This is a genomic window from Leptospira limi (assembly GCF_026151395.1).
GTDB classification, from domain to species: domain Bacteria; phylum Spirochaetota; class Leptospiria; order Leptospirales; family Leptospiraceae; genus Leptospira_A; species Leptospira_A limi.
In genome coordinates this window covers 121076-142980 of record NZ_JAMQPV010000002.1, presented here as the reverse complement: position 1 = coordinate 142980, position 21905 = coordinate 121076, and the positions used below count along the sequence as shown (strand labels likewise).

Sequence of the window (21905 nt, the reverse complement as noted above, 5' to 3'; positions counted from 1 at the left end):
GGCAGATAAAAAAGGTCCAATCAAGGGGATCCGTGATCGGATCTCACAACTCTGGAATCAGTATCCTAGTTGGGGAAAAATCCCACAATTTTTAGAACTGTTGGAGAAGGGCCTCGACAAAGAGCTGTTTGTCGATCCGAATAAAAATGAAGAACCCATTCCACTGGAAGACTTACCAGTGGATGAAGTCCTTCGAAAATCTGGTTTTATTCGAAATTTATACGAGAGGTTATTTCCTGTTTCGCATGTGTTTCGAATGACCTATCGTTACAATCGTGAATTTTTAGATAATTTTATGCCTCTGTCCTTAGATGATTATATAGGACGTGGTTCTTATAAATTTGTTTATAAACTTCCTTGGAACCAAGTTGTCAAAATAGGAAAATCAAAACTACCTTCAGATGTGATTTTTGGTTCCCTATTTAAAGAAGTAGGTAGAGATTTAACCCGATTTTTAAAACCTGAAGAGATTGAACTTAGAGATTTCTTAAAAAGACAAACGTTCCGAGATTCCAAAAAAGATGAAATTGATTTTAAGTTCAAACGATTAGGATTGGAACGGTTACATTACTGGAAACTAAAATCTTTGATTCCAGATTTAGTTGTTCCCACCCGTTTTTTTATGGGATTAAGAATCAGGAAAAATCCATTTGGTATTCCAAACGTCACCCTCACACCCTGTGACCAACAGCCCCTTTTGGCAGGGAAACATTTAAAAGAATTTACCATCCGTAACGAAAAATTAGACCAAAATCCGATTTTAGATAAATTATTCCCAAAATGGAAATTGAATTTTGATTCTCACAGGTTTGGAGTGATCTCCAAATCAAAACTCAAAAAGATTGCAGTGGATTTTAATCGTGTGATTGAAGTCACAAAGTATTTGGCAGAAGAAGAAAAATTAATATTTGATATCCATGCAGAAAACATCATCATCACGTTACCTGATTTTGAATTAAAAATTTTTGATTTTCATGTGTTTGACGACTATCTCTACGAACCTTCTTTAGAAAACCCTACTCCCGAGATGGATCACATCCTAATCATTGAAGAGTTTATCAAATCATTTGAATTGGATTAGTTCATGTTTGATTTAAAACGTAATTTTGTTTCTTATTATCTATTAGCGGCCCTGATGTTTTTGTATGCGATTTACCAAGCGTACCACTGGAGATGGATTTGTGATGATGCATACATAAGTTTTGTGTATGCTAGAAATTTCTATGAAGGGAATGGTTTGGTATTTAATCTAGGGGAAAAAGTGGAAGGGTATACAAATTTTCTTTGGACTCTTTATTTATCCCTTGGTTATTTTGTTGGTATCAATCCACAACTGTTGTCTGTATTCACAGGAATCTTTTTTTATATTCTAATGTTGTGTTTGTTTTTTAGGGCTGAAAATAAAATTTCCTTTGGAAATGTATACCCACTTCTTATTGTTCATTTGGCATTTTTATTTCATTTGTACATATTCGCAAGTTCGGGTTTGGAAACTTCTGTATTTACCTTTTTTTTAAGTTGGGGATTGTTACTTTGGGAAAAACAAAACAAACGAGTGTTTGTTGTTTTTTTTCTCGCTGCCCTGATTCGCCCTGAAGGGGCTTTGTTTTTGGTTTTCGCTTCTCTGGATTGGATCCGAAAAAAACAGTATAAAGAACCTTTTGTTTTTGGAATTTTGTTCTTACTTTTTTCTGGGTTACGTTTTTATTATTACGAAGATTTTTTTCCGAATACCTTTTATGCCAAAGGGAATAAAGGAATGTATTTTTCACAAGGGTTCTATTATCTTTTGTATCTGTTAAGATCCTATCCATTGTTTCCGTTTGTCATTCTACTCACTGGTATTCAAATCTTTCATATCTTTCGAACAAAAAAAGAAAATCGATTCCTTGTCTATACACTCATACTTTATATCATTTATGTATTGTATGTTGGTGGTGATTTTATGGGGAACCGGTTTTGGATTCCGATTTTACCTTTTATCTCTTATTTAGCATTCTTAAGGATCCAGTTTTGGACAAACGAGTCGCAAATTGAGTCCAATCAAAAATATCGTTTTTATCAGATCTATTCCAAAAATTCGATTTTGTTTGCCTTACTTTTTATCCTTTCTTCTGCGATTTATACCGACCCATTAAAATCCGATGGCAAACGTGTTCCTGAATGGCATGGAATCGGGGAAGAACGAATGTTTTATGAACAACACTTAATGGATCAGAGTGGGTATGATGAAGGTGCTTTAGAGAATTTTCGAGTGGCATTTTTTGGAGCGCAGGCTCATTTCATTTATTATTTAAAACCCAATTTTGCGTTTGAAGCAGAGTCAGGGCTTACTGATAAATTTTTTGCGAAAAAACAAATTGATATTAGGGGGAGAGTCGGTCACGAAACAAAACTCTCTTATGAAGATTTGAATTTTCGTAAAATCGATCTTTTGCTCGATCATCGTCTGCCTGAATTAGATCTTCCTTTTGTCACTTATACTTGGCGCTCTTCGCCACTTAGGTTTTACCTTTGGAATTATGATCCAATCAAAATGAATCCACTTTGCCAAAGGAAGGATTGGAACTGTGATGATCTATCGAAACGTTTTTTGTCGGAAAGTTTGGATTTGAAACAAACAGTCTTTTTTGGGAAAAACGATTCCATATGAAACAATCAGTATTGGTTCCGTATGGAAAGATTACCTATGGCGTATTTGGGAAAGAGGAACTCTCAAATACGATTCAAGGAAACCAAGTGTTTCCAAAATCAGCCAAGGATTGGCTCACATATACAAGGGAGGTTTTTTCTGAATCCTATCCTAAGCCAATGTATCAGATCCATAGTTTAGGACAAGTTCATGGTGATCAGATTGAAAAGTTTCCGTCTGAAACAAATCACATACCAAACATTGAAATGAAAGATGGAGACGGACTTTTTTCCTTTCAAAAAAACCAAGTTCTTGTGGTGCGAACTGCTGATTGTGTGCCCGTATTCCTTTATTCCACGAAACGACCGTTTGTTTCTGTACTGCATTCAGGTTGGAAAGGTACACAATTAGGAATCACTGAAAAAATGATCGAAAAACTCATCAGTGAAGGTTATTCACTTGAGGAATTATCTCTCGAACTTGGGCCTTATATCCAAAGAAATCATTATGAAGTGGGAGAAGATGTAGCAGTTTTTTTCACCGAATTAGGAAATGAAGTTTGTATGCCTATTGGTGGTGGTAAGTTTCTTTTGGATGTGGGACTTTCGATTACAAAGAGAGTGGAACAGCGATTTGGTGAGAACATTCGAATTGTCAATCGGCATACAGATGTTTTCCAAAGCCCTCTTTACTTTAGTCATAGGACCAAAGAAGAGGGTCGGAATTTGAATTTTATACTTTGGGAATCTTAATCAGAGTTTCTTTGATTTTTTCTAAGATTTTTTCTCTTTTGATGGGTTTTACAATATAGTCCATCGCACCGTTTTCTAATAACGCTTTGATGACAGATGGAGTATTTTCTTCCGAGATAAAAAGAATCCTCGGTAATACTCCCATCTCTTTCATATCCCAAAATGCAGCATAACCATCTACTTCAGGTAAAAAGATTTCAATAGTGACAAGGTCTATTTGTTGGCGATTTTCCTTGTACATCTTCAAAAGTTCTTTTCCCGTTTCAGCAATTCCTATGATTTTGAAACCTTCCGATTCCAAAATCTGTTGGAGTTGTTTCGACTGGAATTTGGAATTCTCAGCAATGAGAATCTGATATGGTCTGCCTGTCGGTCCTATGCCTGCTTGCATGATGTTCTACGTACCTTATCCAAGTGCCTTTTCGATTTCAACACCAATTTCTTTCGTTCCAAGGACTGTTGTTCCTTCCTCGGCGATGTCTCGTGTGCGAAGCCCTTTTTTGAGCACTGTGCGGATGGCGTTTTCGATCGCCACAGCTTCTTTTTCCAGAGAGAAAGAATATCGTAACATCAGAGCCCCAGAAAGAATTTGAGCAATCGGATTGGCGATTCCTTTCCCTGCGATATCAGGTGCAGACCCACCCGATGGTTCATAGAGTCCAAACCCAGATTCTGATAGGGAAGCAGACGGTAACATACCAATGGAACCTGTGATGATGGAGGCTTCGTCAGAAAGGATATCTCCAAACATATTCTCACAAAGCATCACATCAAATTGTTTCGGTTTGACGATAAGTTGCATGGCTGCGTTGTCCACGTAAAGGTGTTCCAAAACACAGTCGGAGAATTCTTTTTTATGAAGTTCCACCACAACTTCTCTCCACAATACGGAAGTGGTGAGAACGTTTGCTTTATCAATGCTTGTGACTTTTTTATTTCGTTTTTTTGCTGCTTCGAATGCGGTGCGTGCAATACGTTCAATTTCTCTTCTGGAATAACGCATGGTGTCATAAGCAAATTCTTCAGGCCCACTTCCTTCTCGGCCTTTTGGTTTTCCAAAATAGATTCCAGAAGTTAACTCGCGTAAGATAAGTATGTCGAGACCATCACCGATGATGTCTCCTCGGATGGGACTTGCTTTTTTTAGCTCTGGGTAAATGATCGCAGGCCGAAGGTTTGCAAACAAATCAAAATGTTTGCGAAGTGGGAGTAGGGCACCACGTTCTGGTTGTCTGTCGGGAGGAAGGCCTTCCCATTTTGGTCCACCTACTGATCCAAAAAAAATAGCACTGGATGATTCACAAAGTTTTAAAGTTTCTTCCGGTAGCGGAAATCCAGTGGCATCAATCGCTGCTCCACCAACTAATGCGTGTTCAAAGCTAAAATCACTTGCTTTGTTTCCTAATGCTTTCCCTACCACTTGTAGGGCCACTTCCATTACTTCTGGGCCGATTCCATCACCGGCAAGTACTGCTACTTTTTTCATTTCATTTCCTTTAAAACTGATTCTAAAATATCCAACCCTTCTGTCGCTTTTTCTATGCTTAAGATGAGAGGAGGGATTATACGAATGACTTTTCCTGCTGTGCTATTGACCACAAGGCCACGTTTTAAACATTCTTCTACAACGGGTCTTGATTCTGCAAAAAGTTCTACACCAATATGAAGGCCTCTACCACGAACTTCTTTGATTTTACCTGTGGACTCCATCATTTGTTTTAAACGAAGGAACATTTGTTCCGAGATGGTGGAGACATGATCGAGTAAATTACGTGATAGGATGATCTTAAATGTTTCATATGCTGCTACACAAGCTAGGTGGTTTCCACCGAAAGTAGAACCATGCATCCCTTTTTCCAAAACAGATTCATATTCTTTCGAAACAACAAGTGCACCCATTGGAAATCCTGATCCAAGAGCTTTTGCGAGAGTAAATGCATCTGGATACATTCCGTAATGTTCAAAACAAAACATCTTTCCTGTTCGACCCATGCCTGTTTGGATTTCATCAAAAACTAGTAGAGAATTGGTTTCTTCAGTTAGTTTACGAGCAAGGTTTACAAACGACTGGGAAAGTGGGATTACACCACCTTCACCGATGATGAGTTCCATGATGATCCCGGCAATGGATCCACCGTATTGTTCAAATGCTTGTATTAGGGAATCTTCGTTATTGGCTTCCACAAAATGAATGTCAGCTGCGAGTTCTCCAAAACCATTTCGAACCGATTCATTTCCCGTCATGGACATAGCAGACAAAGTTCTTCCGTGAAAACTAGATTGAAGGGCTAAAATGACTGGTTTGTCTATGTTTTGGTTTACCCCATGGCGACGCATGAGTTTGAAAGCAGCCTCGTTTGCCTCAGTTCCTGAATTGCATAAAAACACTTTTCCAGGGATACTATTTTCAATGATGACTTCCGCAAGTTTTGCCTGTTCTTCCGAATAATACAAGTTTGACGAATGGAATATTTTATCCATTTGGTTTCGGATGGCTTCAATAAGATCTGCTTCTCCATGACCTAAATTGGAAACAGCAATTCCAGCTAAAAAGTCGATATAACCTTTGTTATCTTGGTCAAAGAGCATTTCTCCAACACCATATTGAAAGGCAACAGGGTATCTGTTGTAGGTATTGAGAAGGTATTTATCAGAAAGTGTTTTGATACTTTCAAATTTGGTTTTGGTTTCGGAACTCATAATAGGCCTGCTAGTTTTAAAAATTCGGTTTCAGCGAGTGAAATTTCAGATCCAAGTGATTCCCATAGGGATGGGATCTCGGATGTTTTTTTCGGTTTTTTCTGGGAAGCAAAAGAAGAATATACTTTTACCTTTGGTTCTGTTCCCGAAGGACGGATGGTAAGTTTTGCATTTCCTTCCAGTTCTACTTGGATCACATTGGACTTTGGCATCCCTTTGAATACAGAGGTTTTACTTTTGCCAGAAGCAGTTTGTGTTTCATAGTCTAAGACACCCACAACCTTTCTTCCTCCAATCATTTTTCCAATGAGGTTTTCTTTTCGTAAGGCCTCAATGGATTCTTTGATTTTGGTTTGTCCCGAACTACCTTCTAATGTTAGTGAATATAAACTTTCGCGGTAAAGTCCATACTTCAAATAAATTTCTGTCAGGTAACTGAGTAGGTCTCCTTTTTCTGCGAGGATCTCTACAAACAAAAGTGCACTGGAAAGGGAGTCTTTGTCGCGAACAAATGGTACGGGAAGGTATCCATACGATTCTTCTCCACCGAATAGAAACAAATTGTTTTTCTTTGTTTCAATTTGTTTCATTTCTTCTGCGATGTATTTGAATCCAGTGAGGACATTTTTGATTTTGATTCCATTTTTTTTGGCAATGGCTTCTTGTAAGTCGGTTGTGACAATGGTTTTCACTAAGTGGTATACTTTGCCTTTTGCTTTTTTTTGTTCACAAAGGTAAGCTGCCATGATGGAACCAATTTGGTTTCCATTCAGATATTCATATTCCCCATCGGACTTTCGAACACCGACACCTAATCTGTCAGCGTCTGGGTCTGTGGCAATGAACACTTCCGCTTTTTTCTTTTTAGCGTGAAACTCACATAAGGCGAGGGCTTCCTTTTCTTCCGGGTTTGGGTATTTGACAGTTGGAAACTCACCATCTGGTTTTTTTTGTTCTGGCACTAAAAATACAGATTTGTATCCAAAATAGGATAACATCTCTTTCATATACTCTCCACCAGTCCCGTGTAACGGAGAGTATACGATTTTTAAATTGTTGCGAGTTTTTGGTTTAGCTTTGGATTGGATTTTCGCGTTTTTTAAATCTTTTAAGTAACTTTTAAAACAATCCGTTCCTACAGACTTCACATATTTTTTATAAACTTTGTCTGTTTTTGAAAGCATAGGGATGGAAGTCCAATCTTCAATCTCACCAATTCGTTTGATGATGAGGGCATCGTCTGGTGGGACAAGTTGACCTCCATCGGAAAGATAAGCTTTGAACCCATTGTATTCTGGTGGGTTATGAGAAGCAGTGATGACAATTCCACCACTTGCTTTGTAATAACGAATGGCATAAGATAATAGTGGGGTAGGTGTTACCTTCGGAAATAAATGAACGGTTACTCCAAGGGTAGCACCAATGCCTGCTGAAAGTTCCGCGAATTCTTTTGATAACCTTCTGGAATCATACGCGATGACAATGGATGGTTTTTCTTTTGTGTCTCGTAAGTAACTAAGAAAACCAAGAGCAGCACGACCCACTGTATATAGGTTCATTTTGCCAATTCCATTTCCGATTTTCCCTCGGATCCCCCCTGTACCAAAACTGAGAGGGTGTGCATATGAATCGACGAGTTCCGAGGTGATTCCTTTTTGCCAATCTTCGTATGCCTTTTTGGCTTCGGATTGGATTTCTGTAGAAAAAGGTGATTTCGTCCAAGATAGGATATTGTCTTCTGGTTTCAACATAGCTTACATACTAATCTTTTGAAGCTAAGTTGTCTGGAAATCAATTTTGGAACCAAGAGAATTTTTCATAGAAGATCGACTGGAACGATTCCGTCTGACCGCATTTTGTAATTTAGGGGAAAGTGGACTGTCCCACTTTACGATGGAGGAAATGCTTTCCTTGGCAGGTCTTCATTGGAAAGATCTTTCCCCAATTCCGATGTATGATGCACCAAACCAAGGCTCATACGAACTCCGTGAGGCAATCGCGAATTTGTATCCAGGTGTTTCTCCAGAAGAGGTGCTTGTGACAACGGGAACGGGGGAGGCCTTGTACCTTACCTTCCAACTTTTGGTGAAACCAAGTGAGTCCCTTGCTTTGGTTTGGCCAGCCTTCCAAGCCTTGTATGAAATCCCAAAAATGTTAGGAGCAAAGATCATCTCAATCCCATATACAAATGCATTTTCCGCATCCACTTGGGAAGGTGTCGATGCTGATCTCTATTTGATCAACCACCCTCATAATCCGTCAGGTAGAACATTTGACACGAGTGAGTGGGACTCACTCCTTACTATCTTACGAAGAAAAAGGAAAACCGTAGTCTTCGATGAACACTACCGATTTTTGCCTAAAGGTGGCGGAATGGGGAAAACAGGAGTGGATCCCAAACAGAGTTTTTATGGGACGGGTTCCTTTACGAAATGCTTTGGTGTAACAGGGCTTAGGGTAGGGTGGCTCATCGCTGACAAAGCGTTCATCAAACGTGCCAGGTCTTTTAAAGATTATTTGACCCATACGGTAAACCCCATTTCTGAACGAATTGCACTTGGACTTCTAAAGGAAAAAGAAACATTCCTCCCAAAGATTCAATCGCGTGTACAAAATAATATAGACCATTTTACTTCTGTTTGGCGGAACTTGCCGAAGGTAGGATCATTTTCCCCGCCAGAAGGTGGTCTTGTCGGGTGGTTACAAATCCAAAATGGCATCAGATCTGAGGACTATGCAGACAAACTGTTTGGTCGCACAGGTGTATTTGTTTTACCTGGATCCAATTTTGAAATGGAAGGTTTCCTTCGGATTGGATTTGGTGCTAAGGAAGATGTGTTTTTAGAAGGACTGAAACGGTGGAAATCATGTACGGATCTCATTTAAGACAAAGCCTCCAACTGTTTCCAGGCATTGGAGAAAAAAAAGAAAAACAATTGTTTGGTGTTGGTGTGTATGATTGGCCTTCTCTCATCCAATTCCAAAAAACAACAAACGATCCACTTTTACCCTCAGTTTCCATTTTAGAAGAACGTTTGGAACAATTGGAAATGGAATTTCAAGAAGCTAATTTTACATTTTTTACAAGTGAACTTCCAAGCCTTGAGTATTGGAGGTTATGGCAAAACTTTCCGGAACGATTTTGTTTTTTAGACATTGAGACCACAGGGATATCGGAATCTTCTGTGACAACAGTTGTGAGTTTGTTTCAAAATGAAACCATTCGTACTTTTGAACGAGGAAAAGACCTAGAGTTTTTATTTGATTCTATTTTTCCTGAAGACATCATCGTTACTTATAATGGCAGGCGATTTGATATTCCCTTTTTAGAAAGAGAATTCCACTTCCGTGTGAAAAATCCGCAACTAGATCTAATGAACCTCTTACATTCCATTGGGATCAAAGGAGGATTAAAAAAATCAGAAATCCAACTAGGCCTTGTGCGACCCGAAGCCATTGCTGGCATGGATGGAAGGGAAGCACCTCTCCTTTGGTATTCCTACCAACAAACAAACAACACAGAAGCACTTGATAAGTTAATTGCGTATAACAGAGAAGATACGAAAAATCTTAAAATTGTGTTAGAGAAAACAATTGATTTGTTAACAGAAAACCGATTGTTTTAATGTGGTCCATACATATACTCTCTGAGGATATGCATCTCGGCTTGTGTTTTATTTAGTTTGGTTTTGACCGCATCTCCAATGGAAATGAGTCCTATAATTTTGTCCCCGTCAAGGACTGGCATATGGCGGAATCGTTTTGTGATCATATTGTTTAAAATATCATCCACGTCTTCGTCGGGACCTGCAACCGTGAGTTGAGTGGTCATTACATCTTTTAATTTGATTTTATCCAAATTGGCATGGTCTTTCGCAACCACACGCATTAGGTCTCTCTCTGTAAAGATACCAACAAGTTTTCCTTGGAAGGTCACAATGAGTGATCCCACTTTGGCACCCACCATCATCTGAGTGGCTTCCAATACATTTCTATCTTCTTCGATGGAAAGAACGGAGGAGGCTTTGTCTTTGAGGATTTCTTTTACGGACATGACACACTTGGTGTACCGAAATTAGGGGAGATAGCAAGAAATTTTTACAGGAGGGAGGTAGAGAAAACGGGTTTTTGGAGCGTATCGGGATCGAACCGATGACCTTCTGAATGCAAATCAGATGCTCTCCCAGCTGAGCTAACGCCCCGTTTCTTTTCTTGGGCCTGACAAGACTTGAACTTGTGACCCCTCGCTTATCAAGCGAGTGCTCTAACCAACTGAGCTACAGGCCCGGGATACGAACAGTATTTTTCGAGAGGGGTCTATGGGCAATCTTTTTTTGGGATTATTTTGCCAATCCAAAGAGAAAAATCAATTGGTGATTTCTAAGATTAGATCATCTAACAAAAGTAATGCTTCTTTTTCCCATTGGAAAACACCATCGGAGAGGGAACAAAGTCCTTGTTTTTCCCATTTATGAATGGTTTGGATGTAATGTATTTGGCTTGGGGCATCTAAATAAGTTTGTATAAAATCTAAATACTGAAACGGAGAAAATAACCGAAAAAGGGTGAGAGCAAGTTCCGCATTGGGAGTTGCCACTTCGTATTGATTTTTCGGTGTTTTATTTTGGTAGAGGTTTGCATTTCTTGGATTCCCATAACGAGAACCTTCGATGAAACCATGGGCGCCAGGTCCGATGCCAAGATAAGGTTCATAGGTCCAATACTTAACGTTGTGTTTGGATTCAAAACCTGGTTTGGCATAATTGGAAACTTCATACCATCTGTACCCATTTTTACCCATTAACTCTGGTAAGGTGAGTAAAATTTCCGATTGGATCCTTTCTTCGGGTTCTGTTTTTTTATGATCCTTTACATCTCGTGAATACTGAGTCCCTTTTTCCAAAGTGAGAGAATACAAACTCAAATGGGGTAAACCCGCTTCCAAAAAATACGTTAAGTCAGAAAAAAAATCAGACTCTTGTAAACCAGGAATTCCATACATCAAATCAATTCCCACACGTTTGATGGGAGAATTTGTTAATGTAATACGAAGAGAGTCATATTTTTCTTTGTCATAATGCCTTCCTAAAAATTCCAAACCGATTGGATTTCGTGTTTGTACACCTACATTCACACGGTTAATCCCAATCCTTGCATACTCATCGAGTAAGTTTGGACTAAGGTCTTCTGGGTTTACTTCGATCGAGATTTCTGTGTCTTTGGCAAACTCAAATTCGGAGCGAAGGAAGTGGAGGAAGTTTTCCCAAAGTTTTGTTGTGGCCTTCGATGGAGTACCACCACCGAAAAAAACAGTATCAATGGTTTTGTTTTTTAGGTTTGGAAAATGGGAAATTCGTTCTAAAACTTCTTTTTGGTAGGAAGTAAATAGCGATGATTCGTCGTTAGCTGGTCCACTTCCAATTCCTTCTGAATAAAAATCACAATAATCACATTTTTTGAAACAATAGGGGAAATGTACATAGATCCCTAAAAAGGAATTTCTGACTTGCCAGATGGTTTCATTTGTTGTTTGTTTCATGTGATGAAAGGTATTTCGATTCCTTTATTTTTTGTATTGGTCTTATCTAATACGATTCTTTCCCAGACTCTTGTGGAACCAAACCAAAACTTTTTCTGGGAATCGTTTTCATTTCAATTTCCAGAAAAAGTTGTTGTCAAAACAGAGTCCACGAGCCAAAAAAAACTCACAGTGTATCCTGCCAAACGAGATGGATTTTTTATGGTGGTAAGGATTTTACCCTGGAGTGAACCCATCACGGACAAAAACCTTTGGGTTGGGTCCGTTTTTCATACACCCATTGAGCCAAAACAATATGAGAGAGTCATCCTTGGCAAAACCTTCCAAGTGTATGAAGCAGGCCAAGTTCGTAACCAAAATGCATTACGGAACCAAGTTTGGGTGCGGATGGATGCGAAACCCTATCTTTGGATTTGGATCCAATGGAAATCAGATCGTAAGGACCTTACCGATTTTTTTGAATCCAACCGCTTTCTTTCGCTTTAATGACCAGTCACTTGTTTTGTGCTTGTCTCTCCTTATTTCCTCGAAAGATTGGAAGTCAGTGGGGCCTATAGCTCAGTTGGTTAGAGCAGCAGACTCATAATCTGCGGGTCGAAGGTTCGAGCCCTTCTGGGCCCACAAAACAGGAAAGGGAACGATATTGTATGGAGTTTTATGAAGTAAAAATTTCTGATATCAGCCTGACCAATGTTGGTTTTGCCGTTTTCCTGCGCCCAAAGGATTCGGAAGACAAACGTGTGGTTCCAATTTTCATTGGACCTCTCGAAACCCATTCCATCACCACAGTCATTGATGGCACAAAACCACCACGACCTATGACTCATGATTTGATGTTGTACATGTTAACTTCACTTGGTGCCACTGTTCTGAAAATTACAATCGAAGAGATTGTGGACAGTACGTTTTATGCAAAAATCCAGCTGCGCCGCGATGAGGAAATTATCACTTTGGATGCAAGGCCTTCTGATTCAATTGCCCTTGCCCTACGTGCCAATGCACCAATCTTTATCGCAAAATCTGTGTTAGATGAAACAGGGATCATCATGAAAGAAGATGAAATCCAAGGCGAAAACATCTCTTCTGAGAAAAAAATCCAAGCCCTTCCCAAATCCAACCTTCAAATTTTAGAAGAGACTTTGGAAAATGCTCTAAAAACTGAAGATTACGAAACCGCAGCAAAAATCCGCGACCAAATCAAAAAACTCATCGAAAACAGTTGATCCGATCCAACTGAATTCTGAATTTACCGAGCCATCACCATCCTAACAACCAGGTCATTAATGAGATCTGACTATGTCTCATAGAAATCAGAAGAGTTGGAATTTTTTTATTGTAATCCCCGTTTCTCCTTCATACACTTGGAATCCAAAATCTAGGGTGTAATCCCTTCGATAGGAATGTTGTATGGAAAAATTGGTTATGGATGTCGTAAACGCTGGAATCGCATTGTTTCGTTCCGGTGAAGAAAAGTTAAGAACTGCAGTTGTGGATTTAGAAAAAGTTTACAATGAGTTAAAATCAAAAGGGGAACTTGATAAATCAGCGGAAACTCAAAAAATCCGTGATCTATTGAGCAAAACCATTGCTGATGCACAAGGTGCACTTGGAAAAACTAACGCAAGTTATGATGAAATTGTAGCAAAATTACAAGCAAACTACCAATCAATTTACCAACAAATTGATACTGCAATCCCTCCTCAAGTGAAAGAGAAATTGAAACAAACGTTAGATGAACTAAAGGTTCTCATCGACAAAGCAAAATCAAAATAGTTGTTTCAAGAAATTGATGAAAATCACCAAAGGCCACAGAGTTTTCTGTGGCTTTTTTTATTTGTTTTCAGAGAGTAGCCATGATGAGTCAGTCTCCTAAAAAAATACAATTCATTTTGTTTTTGATTGTTTTTACCGATATGATGGGGTTTTCCCTTTTGTTTCCTCTGTTCCCAAAGACATTAGAGTTTTTTCTATCGAAAGGCGATGATGTATTCTTTCGAACATTTTATTCATTCGCAAACATCTTATCATTTGGTGGTGAATCCAAATACACCTTTGTATTGTTTGGTGGAATTTTAGGAAGTATTTATAGTTTTTTACAATTTTTGGCGGCACCTGTTTGGGGTCGGTTCTCAGACCACTCCGGAAGGCGTGCCATATTACTCTTCACAACGTTTGGAAATACCTTAGGCTATGTGTTATGGTTGTTTTCTTCCCAGTTTTGGATGTTTGTGGTGAGCCGAGTCATCACAGGGATGATGGGAGGAAATTTATCTGTCGCATCTGCAGCTATGGCTGACCAAACGGACGAAAAATCAAGGGCTGCTGGAATGGGATTTTTAGGAGCAGGGATTGGCCTTGGTTTTGTGATGGGCCCACTTCTTGGTGGCATTAGTTCCCAATGGACGTTCTTGGATTCATTGTACCAGGAAGGGACATTTGTGATTTTCCCTGCGTCTGCATTTTTTTCCATTTTAGTTTCACTTGTTTCTATGGTGCTTGTGTATTTGTTTCTACCTGCTACCAAACCAGAAAAGGTACAAGAAAAAGAGCTCCATCCATTTTTATCTTTAAAAAAAATCGAATCTAGGAATTTGGTTCGGATTTCCTTACTCAACCTTTTATTTGTGTTAAGTTTTTCTGGATTTGAATTTGTTGTGAATTTTTTTCTTTCCGATACCTTTCAGTTTTCCCCCAAACAAATCGGATTTACGTTTTTATACATTGGAATCATCATCATACTGGTGCAAGGTGGTGTGGTGAGACGTTTGTCTGGTAAAATATCAGAAAAGAAAATTTCACTGTATGGTGGGGTATTAGTGGTATTGGGAATGGCACTCTTAGTGCTTTTTGGATCTGAATTTGTTGGGTTACTTGTTTCCCTTTTCTTTTTAGCATTTGGAAGTGCCCTAGTAAACCCAGGGCTTTCTTCTTTTGCTTCCTTAGAAAGTGGAAAAGGAGATCTCGGAAGATCTCTTGGGCTCTTTCGCAGTTTCGGATCCCTGGGAAGAGCTGTTTCTCCCATTGTATTCTCTCTGTTATACTTTCAGAAAGGCCCTAGTTTTGCTTTTTTTGTTTCCTTGCTTCTCCTTTGTGGGTTTACGATTTTGCTCGGAAAACAAAAAGAACGAATTACTTAAAGAAAGGATTCTAATTTAGCGCGTAACATGGGAAACATGAGTTTTTCATCTAACTTCTCTCCTGTGAGAGAAGTGCGGAGTAAAAAACTATCACGGATTTTTCCGTCAAAACTATTCGCTGTAAAACTAATGATATCAATTCCCAAATGATACAAGGCTTCTGTAATTTGGAATAAAATTCCAGGAGTGTCTTTCATCCGTAAATCCATGACTGTAAAATCAGAAGAAATGGGATTGTAAAGTTTGAGGGAAGCTTCTGAGTCTCCAATTTTGCGTACCAGAATTTCCTCTTTTGCATTTTCACGAAGGTACATCGCTACTGATTTGCCTTCATAAAAAAGAGCAAATAAATCGGAACGAATTTGGGAAAGTAGGCTTTCTGTCATCTCAGCACCATCCCAACTGCGGATCACAAACAAATCTTGGACATGCCCATCACTTGCTGTCTCTGCTACGGCTTCCAAAATATCCCAGCGGTGGTTGAAAAGAACCGAAGTCACTCGGTATAAAATCCCCAAATCATCTTGGGACAGGGAAATTTTTAGGAGAGTTGTGTCCTTTCTTGGGACACAGGATATATGTAGGATCGGTTTTTTGATTTCTTGTATGACTTGTGCCATAACATTCTCCTAAAACTTTTGCATTTTGCTTAGAACTTAAACAGTCCGAGCCAGGAATCGCCAGCACTGGTTCTAAAACGGAATCAATCTGAATGATGCAAAAAGAATGCCAAGGGATCTCTTAGAAGGTAAATTTTGCCCCAACCATGACAGATTGGACATTTTGTGCCACGACCGCTTCTACCGTGAGTTTGGTGATGAGGGCATTGATTTCCACACCAGCAATGAGAAAGTTTGTGGTGTTAGGTGCTTGTGCCTTTCCGCTGATATCCATAGATAACGTTCCCGTCTTTGTTTGGCCAAGAGCAGATGCGGGGATGAGGGCTGCAATTTCTGGAGAGAGGGAAGCCGAGATCGCATTGGAATCAAGAGCAAGGACAAGTGGTCCAGAACGAGTTAGGTTCAGGGAGGAACTACCAAAATTCATGGAAGTTCCCCCTCCTGCAAATAAAGTAAAAAAGTAAAACAAGCGAAACCCTGTACGGATGTCAATGGGTACACTTGTGACTGTACTCGAATAATTGAAGGTAGTGGAACCTCCCCAAGTACCAACTGCGGGACCTAATGTGAGTGATTGTGTTTTGTTGTCGTTGTAAGTGACATCAATGACTTGCCTTTGGTAATGTAACCCAAGACCCATAGAGATCCCCGAAAATTCGAAGAGTCCAATTCCATCAGAATAGTTTTCAATTAAGTGGTAACGAAGGGTAAATCCTCCTGATGTGATGTCTCCCCCTAAATCTACATTTTTGTTTTGTGCTTCAATTGCTTTTTGTACGTCACCTTGGGCAAAGTTAAATTTAAAACCATGTAAATACAGGTTAAATCGATGTAAAAATGTTTTGAGTTCTGGTTCCGTATCAGAGGGACCACCTCCCATAAGCCAACCTAAGTTGACCGCAACAATAAAGTTAGGTGCAAGGGATGCACCCACATTAGGCAATTTTTGAAAACTTAAATTTTGGTAAACCACATTGATGTCTTCTTTTTGTTGGCCTGCGAGTGATACACCAAGTCCCACTTGGAATCTGTTCACAAGGCCAGGCCCCATCATAGAGGAATTGATATTCGAGACTACCGCAGCTTCCGACATCGTTGCTAGAACTTTGTCTGTGTACTGTAATTTTAAGGCTTGGTCTAAATTATTGATTTGGGATTGGATGGAGGCTGGTAAAATCGTACAGGCATCTCCCGAACAGGTAACACCAGCGTCCATTCGGCTTGGGGAAAACAAGGATGTTCCCAGAATTAGAAGGAGAGTGAGTGTACGATTTCTCATGAGGGTCCTATTTTATCATATATCGGAGTTCGGTCTACGTTTTCTTAACAAGTGGGAAGCTTAGAATTTCCGAGTTTACAAGGAAGAAAAACCGTGCCAAATTTCTCATATGCCTCCTATCCAAGAAAAACGGAAATATGTCCGCGTAAAACCCCTAGAAAACGAACCAGTTGAGATCCATTTGATGGGAACGGCCTTATTGGATGTGTTACATGCAAGTGACATTAGTATGGGTGGGGTGGGGATTGTGGCCCCTAACCATTTTGATGAATGGGATATGAACGAAACTGTGGAAATCCTTGTGGCACTTCCTGGAGATTTGGCAGATTTTTTGGCAAAAGGTGTGATCAAACAAATTGGCAAAAAATCTAAAGAATCAGGAGTTTACGGTGTCCAATTTACAGCTATGGGCCCAAAGGGCAAACAAGACTTACAAGTGTACATCAACCGCATGGTTAGGCAAAATCGTGTTTTGAATTGACCATAAAAAAAACATTGTTCTGATCCGAAAAATTCCGAATTTCCCTCCTTAGCTACTCTTCGCAATGTAAATCTTTTGTTGGTAAGATTCGAAAATTCGTTTTTACTTATATTCGAAAATTCCAATTGTAATCTAGAATAATTCTATATAAATTGAATCCATCTCAAAGATAACAGTCCCTGTCATTCTAGGGTTGTAGGTGGATTTATGACGTTATTCCGGCTTTCGGGAGTTTCTCGCTTAGACCAATTCAAAATTTACACACCCATTTTTTTGGATCATTTGTTTGACTCGCATAAACGAGAGCTGATGTTAACTGACCAAGCGGCCAAGGTATTAACAACCTTGCGTAAGTTATGTGTTCCTGATTTAAATCAAAGTTATTTTGCCTTCCAACTCAATTCCGATACCATTAAAGAAAATGAACTAAAAGTATATGGAAAAGGTATGGTCTCACTCATCCAAAATCTTTTGGATAACGATTTGGCTATGCCTATTTTTTATTTCATTCGTAAAGAGGAAGAACCTGCCGCAAATGAAATGCCTTCTTTTCCAAACTTAATCGAACCACTGCAAGTAGAACTCGCCATAGTTTCGTATTCAGGTGAACGAGTTGAGGAAAAGTATGCATTTGCTTATAATGCGATTGCTGCTCGGTCTTTTGTGAACATACAGAATTTTTTAGTTGATAATTGTAAAAAAGAAACAAATGACTTCCATCAAATTCCTATAGAAAAATTAAATTCTCCTCCCATCTCTTTTATCAAAACAATGTTACAAGAATTCGAAACCCCTTTTTTCACCAAGCATGTGTTTATTGATGAATTGGTGGACTATATAGAAAATGGGTTTGATAGTTCGGAAATTTACTTTTTTTTACCAGCTCTTGGTTGGGTTTATTATGATACAACTGAAGCGATAGAAAAAGAATCAGAATACTCTTCTTTTTTTGAAGAAAAAATCATTCCTAAGTTAATTGAATTGGAGCCGGGATTAAGAAATGGTTTTTTAGAAATGAAAGAAAAGGTATTGGGAACAAAATTTGATGAATTAAGAAACAAATCTTATCTCCCTCAAATTGAATTTCTGGAAACCATCCAATCTACTTTATCCCATGAAGATTATCCTATACTAGAATATGTGAAAATTTACCAGATTGTAACCACAAAAGCAGAGAAAATTTCAGAAGAAAAGGCTATCAAAGAAGCCAAACAACATTTTGAGATTTTGTATACGATGTTAAAGATGGGAGATAATTTTATCAGCCGGTTCCTTCTCATTGATCAAGGGATGTACACAGGGAATGACCGTGTTATCTCCGAATTACAAAATGCTGATGATGTGATGTTTTGTGAATATTATTATAACTCTACGTTTTTTTGGGTATTTTTATCTAAGGATATCAGTTCCGCAAATGTGGTGATGGAAAAAATCATCGAACACCATTTTGAAGGGGATCATACATTATTTATCTTTGAAACATTACTTGAAAAGTACCCAATTGTTAAAAAAAGTTTCTTAACAAACCAAAGATTTAGAAATCTTTACAGAGATGCAAAAAACCTTGTGTATTGGAAACAAATGTCTTTTGTTTATCGATTGTTTCGGTTTTTTGTTGGGGAAGAATTCCCCAAGGAATGGGAAAAAAACATTCTGTCCAAAGTGAAATACAACCAAATGAAAGCGAAGTATTTACCAAGAAAAAATAAAACAAAAGGGAATGTTGCGAAACCGTAAATGGCAATTGAATATTTTGTTGTCAAAAAATTTGAATCCCGTAGGATAAGAGATAACCGTTAGGGGTGCCTAAGGTTTTTGGTTTACCAAAAATTCGGCTGAGAAATACCCTTTTTGAACCTGATCTTGGTAATGCTTGCGAAGGGAAACGGAACGTAACTTTGCAAAAACCAAATTCGTTTGGAGATTGATCCAGGATCAAATCACAAAAGTTACAAACCATTTCTTTCTATTGAAACCCAACATCAGAGATTCCGGCCAAGGAAGTCTCATGAATCCAAACCAAATCGAAGAAATTAAAGTCCCCGAAACTACCATTCCTTTATCGAATGGAACCGAATACAAAGGTTACCGCACAGAAGGTATGTTTTGTATCCACGAAGAAACTTACGATTATAAACAAGGGATTCCCAAATTACGCAAATCTTGGATCAGTGCTCGTGAATCTAAGGGAGATCAAAATTTTTCCCAACTCTATTATGCAAAACGAGATATCATCACAGAAGAGATGTTATACGTGGCGAAACGGGAAGGAATGTCGCCAGAATTTGTGATGAATGAAGTAAAAATTGGTAGAGCGATTATTCCATCAAACAAACGCCATTTAGAGCTCGAACCCATGATCATTGGGAAAAAGTTTTTAGTGAAAATTAATGCCAATATTGGAAATTCTGCGATTCTTTCTTCCATAGAAGATGAAGTGGAAAAACTCCGTTGGGCCTTACATTGGGGAGCAGATACTGTGATGGATTTGTCTACAGGCAAAAACATTCATGAAACTAGAGAATGGATCATTCGCAATTCTCCTGTTCCCATTGGAACCGTACCTTTGTACCAAACCTTAGAGAAGGTAAAAGGAAAAGTAGAAGATTTAAACATCAATGTATTTTTAGAAACACTGGAAGAACAAGCAGAACAAGGTGTTGATTATTTTACCATCCACGCTGGAGTTTTACGTGATTACGTCAAACTGACTGAAAAACGTATCACAGGTATTGTTTCCAGAGGTGGTTCCATTTTAGCGAAGTGGTGTAACCACCATAAGAAGGAAAACTTTCTGTATGAACATTTTGATGCCATTTCCAAAGTGATGCAAAAATATGGAGTCTCTTATTCGTTAGGTGATGGTTTGCGGCCAGGTTGTATCAATGATGCAAACGATGCAGCACAATTTGCGGAATTAAAAACTTTGGGGGAACTGACAAAACGAGCCTGGGCAGATGACATCCAAGTGATGGTGGAAGGACCAGGCCATGTTCCAATGCACCTCATCCAGGAAAACGTACGTTTACAAGAAGAGATTTGTATGGAAGCTCCGTTTTATACACTTGGGCCACTCGTGACTGACATCGCTCCTGGGTATGATCATATCACTTCAGCCATTGGTGCGGCGATGATTGCTTGGTATGGAACAGCTATGCTTTGTTATGTGACTCCAAAAGAACATTTGGGTCTTCCAAATAAACAAGATGTAAAAGATGGGGTAATTGCTTATAAAATTGCTGCCCATGCCGCAGATCTTGCCAAAGGCCACCCTGGTGCTAAAGAAAGGGATGATTTACTTAGCAAGGCTCGTTTTGAATTTCGTTGGGAAGACCAGTTTGCCCTTTCTCTTGATCCAGAACTTGCTAGGTCGTATCATGATGAATCCTTACCACAAGATGGAATGAAAAAAGCTCATTTCTGTTCGATGTGTGGACCTCATTTTTGTTCGATGCGACTCACATCCGATTTACGGAAAGATTCGGTGGGAGTAGGTGCGGAAGAATTGAAAGATTAATTTGTAGAGATTGTCTGTTTTACAAAACAAAAAAACCCGATCATTTGACCGGGTTCTCTAAAAGACATTCGCTTGGTTTCAGTTTGAAACTGATAAATCTTTGTTGGAACTAAAGACCTAAACTTCTACCAATGATTTCTTTCATAATTTCAGTGGTTCCTGCATAAATGGTTTGGATCCTTGCATCGAGGTAAGCTCTTGCAATTGGATACTCCATCATATAACCATATCCTCCAAAGAATTGTAAACATTCATCAGTATGGCGTTTTTGCATTTCTGTTGAATACCATTTGCACATAGAAGCTTCAGCAGTAGTGTTTTCACCTTTCATGTGTTCCATGACCACTTTGTCACAGAAAACTTGTGCCATTTCTAATTCAGTTGCCATTTCAGCCATTTTGAATTTTGTATTTTGGAAAGACCCAATCTTTTGACCGAATGCTTTTCTCTCTTTGATGTATTGGAGTGTGATGGTTTGAACCAGTCTTGTTGCTTCCACAGCAGCAACTGCAAGAACCAAACGTTCTTGTGCAAGTTTTTGCATGAGGTAACGAAACCCTTGTCCTTGTTTGCCGATGAGGTTTGTTTTGGGAACAATCACATCATTAAAATACAATTCAGATGTGTCTTGTGCTTTGAGACCAATTTTATCTAAATTACGACCACGTTCGAATCCTTTCATTCCTTCTTCAATCATGACAAGGGAAATGGTTCCGTTATCATGTTTCACTGCAGTGATGATGAGGTCTGCAAGTTGACCGTTCGAGATGAACGTTTTTTGTCCATTCACAACAAAGTGATCACCCTTATCAACAGCACTGGTACGAAGGGATTTTAAATCAGATCCTGCACCTGGTTCAGTCATCGCAACCGCAAGGATGGATTCTCCTGAAGCACATTTTGGCAACCAACGTTTCTTTTGTTCGTCGTTCGCATAGGTCGAAATGTACGGAGCGATCACATCATTGTGCAAAGAGATAAAAAATCCACTGTTTCCAACACGAGAAGATTCTTCGATGATGATGATGTTGTACAGAAAGTCAGCTCCAGAGCCGCCGTATTCTGTAGGTACATCGGGGCAGAGAAGTCCGTTTTCACCGGCCTTTCTCCATACTTCTTTGGGTACGATATGGTTTTTTTCCCATGTTTCGTGGTGAGGTTTTACTTCTGTTTCAAAAAATTTCCGAGCCATCTCGCGGAATTGGTGGTGTTCTTCAGTAAAGGGGAGGATACGCTCCATAAAATTTG

General features: G+C 39.0%; 21 protein-coding genes, 3 tRNA genes and 1 riboswitch. Of the genes, 13 read left to right on the top strand and 11 right to left on the bottom strand.

From position 1 onward, the window contains the following. The first annotated feature begins 19 nt into the window (after positions 1 to 19). The 3 genes from ND812_RS14240 to ND812_RS14230 are packed head-to-tail and all read left to right on the top strand — an operon-like array spanning position 20 to position 3384. A complete protein-coding gene (locus ND812_RS14240) occupies positions 20 to 1081 on the top strand; it encodes a hypothetical protein (protein ID WP_265376215.1) in 1062 nt (353 codons plus the stop codon). Between the two features lie 3 nt (positions 1082 to 1084). Further along, complete coding sequence (locus ND812_RS14235; protein WP_265376073.1) at positions 1085 to 2653, top strand: hypothetical protein; 1569 nt, start codon at positions 1085 to 1087, stop codon at positions 2651 to 2653. Then, positions 2650 to 3384: a purine nucleoside phosphorylase YfiH/LACC1 family protein gene (locus ND812_RS14230; RefSeq protein ID WP_265376072.1), complete on the top strand. Its 735-nt coding sequence runs from the start codon at positions 2650 to 2652 to the stop codon at positions 3382 to 3384. Before ND812_RS14235 ends, ND812_RS14230 begins: the two co-directional genes overlap by 4 nt. On the opposite strand, the gene ND812_RS14225 is transcribed toward ND812_RS14230, so the two are convergent. The 4 genes from ND812_RS14225 to ND812_RS14210 are packed head-to-tail and all read right to left on the bottom strand — an operon-like array spanning position 3365 to position 7835. Beyond that, positions 3365 to 3775: a response regulator gene (locus tag ND812_RS14225; RefSeq protein ID WP_135640473.1), complete on the bottom strand. Its 411-nt coding sequence runs from the start codon at positions 3773 to 3775 to the stop codon at positions 3365 to 3367. The two genes, ND812_RS14230 and ND812_RS14225, sit on opposite strands and share 20 nt — an antisense overlap. A gap of 15 nt (positions 3776 to 3790) precedes the next feature. Next, on the bottom strand, positions 3791 to 4870 hold the full coding sequence (gene leuB, locus ND812_RS14220; RefSeq protein ID WP_265376071.1) for a 3-isopropylmalate dehydrogenase: 1080 nt from the start codon (positions 4868 to 4870) through the stop codon (positions 3791 to 3793). Continuing rightward, complete coding sequence (locus ND812_RS14215) at positions 4867 to 6084, bottom strand: aspartate aminotransferase family protein (protein WP_265376070.1); 1218 nt, start codon at positions 6082 to 6084, stop codon at positions 4867 to 4869. Before ND812_RS14215 ends, leuB begins: the two co-directional genes overlap by 4 nt. Continuing rightward, on the bottom strand, positions 6081 to 7835 hold the full coding sequence (locus ND812_RS14210; protein WP_265376069.1) for a phospho-sugar mutase: 1755 nt from the start codon (positions 7833 to 7835) through the stop codon (positions 6081 to 6083). The genes ND812_RS14215 and ND812_RS14210 overlap by 4 nt, the downstream gene beginning before the upstream one ends. 46 nt (positions 7836 to 7881) lie before the next feature. Between ND812_RS14210 and ND812_RS14205 the strand changes: the two genes are divergently transcribed. Together ND812_RS14205 and ND812_RS14200 are read left to right on the top strand one after the other, a co-directional pair. After that, entirely contained in the window at positions 7882 to 8970 is a 1089-nt protein-coding gene (locus tag ND812_RS14205) for a pyridoxal phosphate-dependent aminotransferase (RefSeq protein ID WP_265376068.1), read from the top strand. Further along, complete coding sequence (locus ND812_RS14200; RefSeq protein WP_265376067.1) at positions 8952 to 9710, top strand: ribonuclease H-like domain-containing protein; 759 nt, start codon at positions 8952 to 8954, stop codon at positions 9708 to 9710. The genes ND812_RS14205 and ND812_RS14200 overlap by 19 nt, the downstream gene beginning before the upstream one ends. Here the strand turns inward: ND812_RS14200 and ND812_RS14195 are convergent. From ND812_RS14195 to hemW, 4 genes are all read right to left on the bottom strand, one after another. Beyond that, positions 9707 to 10138, bottom strand: a complete 432-nt coding sequence (locus ND812_RS14195; protein ID WP_265357433.1) for a CBS domain-containing protein — start codon at positions 10136 to 10138, stop codon at positions 9707 to 9709. The two genes, ND812_RS14200 and ND812_RS14195, sit on opposite strands and share 4 nt — an antisense overlap. A 75-nt stretch (positions 10139 to 10213) precedes the next feature. After that, positions 10214 to 10286, bottom strand: a tRNA-Ala gene (locus ND812_RS14190). Positions 10287 to 10297: 11 nt separating this feature from the next. Continuing rightward, positions 10298 to 10371 (bottom strand) — tRNA-Ile (locus ND812_RS14185). 79 nt (positions 10372 to 10450) lie between these two features. Then, positions 10451 to 11623, bottom strand: a complete 1173-nt coding sequence (hemW, locus tag ND812_RS14180; protein WP_265376066.1) for a radical SAM family heme chaperone HemW — start codon at positions 11621 to 11623, stop codon at positions 10451 to 10453. Between hemW and ND812_RS14175 the strand changes: the two genes are divergently transcribed. From ND812_RS14175 to ND812_RS14155, 5 genes are all read left to right on the top strand, one after another. Continuing rightward, a complete protein-coding gene (locus tag ND812_RS14175) occupies positions 11591 to 12109 on the top strand; it encodes a hypothetical protein (protein ID WP_265376065.1) in 519 nt (172 codons plus the stop codon). The two genes, hemW and ND812_RS14175, sit on opposite strands and share 33 nt — an antisense overlap. 61 nt (positions 12110 to 12170) lie before the next feature. Further along, a tRNA-Ile gene (locus tag ND812_RS14170) sits at positions 12171 to 12244 on the top strand. Between the two features lie 26 nt (positions 12245 to 12270). After that, positions 12271 to 12846 carry a bifunctional nuclease family protein gene (locus ND812_RS14165; RefSeq protein WP_100727504.1) on the top strand — a complete coding sequence of 192 codons (576 nt, stop codon included), beginning with the start codon at positions 12271 to 12273 and terminating at the stop codon, positions 12844 to 12846. Positions 12847 to 13030: 184 nt separating this feature from the next. Beyond that, on the top strand, positions 13031 to 13396 hold the full coding sequence (locus ND812_RS14160; protein ID WP_265376064.1) for a phasin-related domain-containing protein: 366 nt from the start codon (positions 13031 to 13033) through the stop codon (positions 13394 to 13396). Positions 13397 to 13479: 83 nt separating this feature from the next. Further along, on the top strand, positions 13480 to 14760 hold the full coding sequence (locus ND812_RS14155; protein WP_265376063.1) for an MFS transporter: 1281 nt from the start codon (positions 13480 to 13482) through the stop codon (positions 14758 to 14760). Here ND812_RS14155 and ND812_RS14150 read toward each other — a convergent pair. Both ND812_RS14150 and ND812_RS14145 read right to left on the bottom strand, forming a co-directional pair. Then, on the bottom strand, positions 14757 to 15380 hold the full coding sequence (locus tag ND812_RS14150; protein WP_265376062.1) for a hypothetical protein: 624 nt from the start codon (positions 15378 to 15380) through the stop codon (positions 14757 to 14759). The genes ND812_RS14155 and ND812_RS14150 overlap by 4 nt on opposite strands. A gap of 121 nt (positions 15381 to 15501) precedes the next feature. Continuing rightward, positions 15502 to 16659: an Lsa36 family surface (lipo)protein gene (locus ND812_RS14145; protein WP_265376061.1), complete on the bottom strand. Its 1158-nt coding sequence runs from the start codon at positions 16657 to 16659 to the stop codon at positions 15502 to 15504. Positions 16660 to 16768: 109 nt separating this feature from the next. On the opposite strand from ND812_RS14145, the gene ND812_RS14140 reads away from it, so the two are divergent. The 3 genes from ND812_RS14140 (at position 16769) to thiC (ending at position 20657) form a co-directional block, all read left to right on the top strand. After that, entirely contained in the window at positions 16769 to 17140 is a 372-nt protein-coding gene (locus tag ND812_RS14140; protein ID WP_265376060.1) for a PilZ domain-containing protein, read from the top strand. Positions 17141 to 17347: 207 nt separating this feature from the next. Then, entirely contained in the window at positions 17348 to 18877 is a 1530-nt protein-coding gene (locus ND812_RS14135; RefSeq protein ID WP_265376059.1) for a hypothetical protein, read from the top strand. 51 nt (positions 18878 to 18928) lie between these two features. After that, positions 18929 to 19041: riboswitch (TPP riboswitch) on the top strand. Between the two features lie 107 nt (positions 19042 to 19148). Then, positions 19149 to 20657 carry a phosphomethylpyrimidine synthase ThiC gene (thiC, locus tag ND812_RS14130; RefSeq protein ID WP_265376058.1) on the top strand — a complete coding sequence of 503 codons (1509 nt, stop codon included), beginning with the start codon at positions 19149 to 19151 and terminating at the stop codon, positions 20655 to 20657. Between the two features lie 109 nt (positions 20658 to 20766). Here the strand turns inward: thiC and ND812_RS14125 are convergent, their stop codons facing one another. Then, positions 20767 to 21897 (bottom strand): acyl-CoA dehydrogenase family protein, encoded by a 1131-nt coding sequence (locus ND812_RS14125; protein ID WP_265376057.1) that lies wholly within the window; start codon positions 21895 to 21897, stop codon positions 20767 to 20769. Positions 21898 to 21905 lie beyond the last annotated feature (8 nt).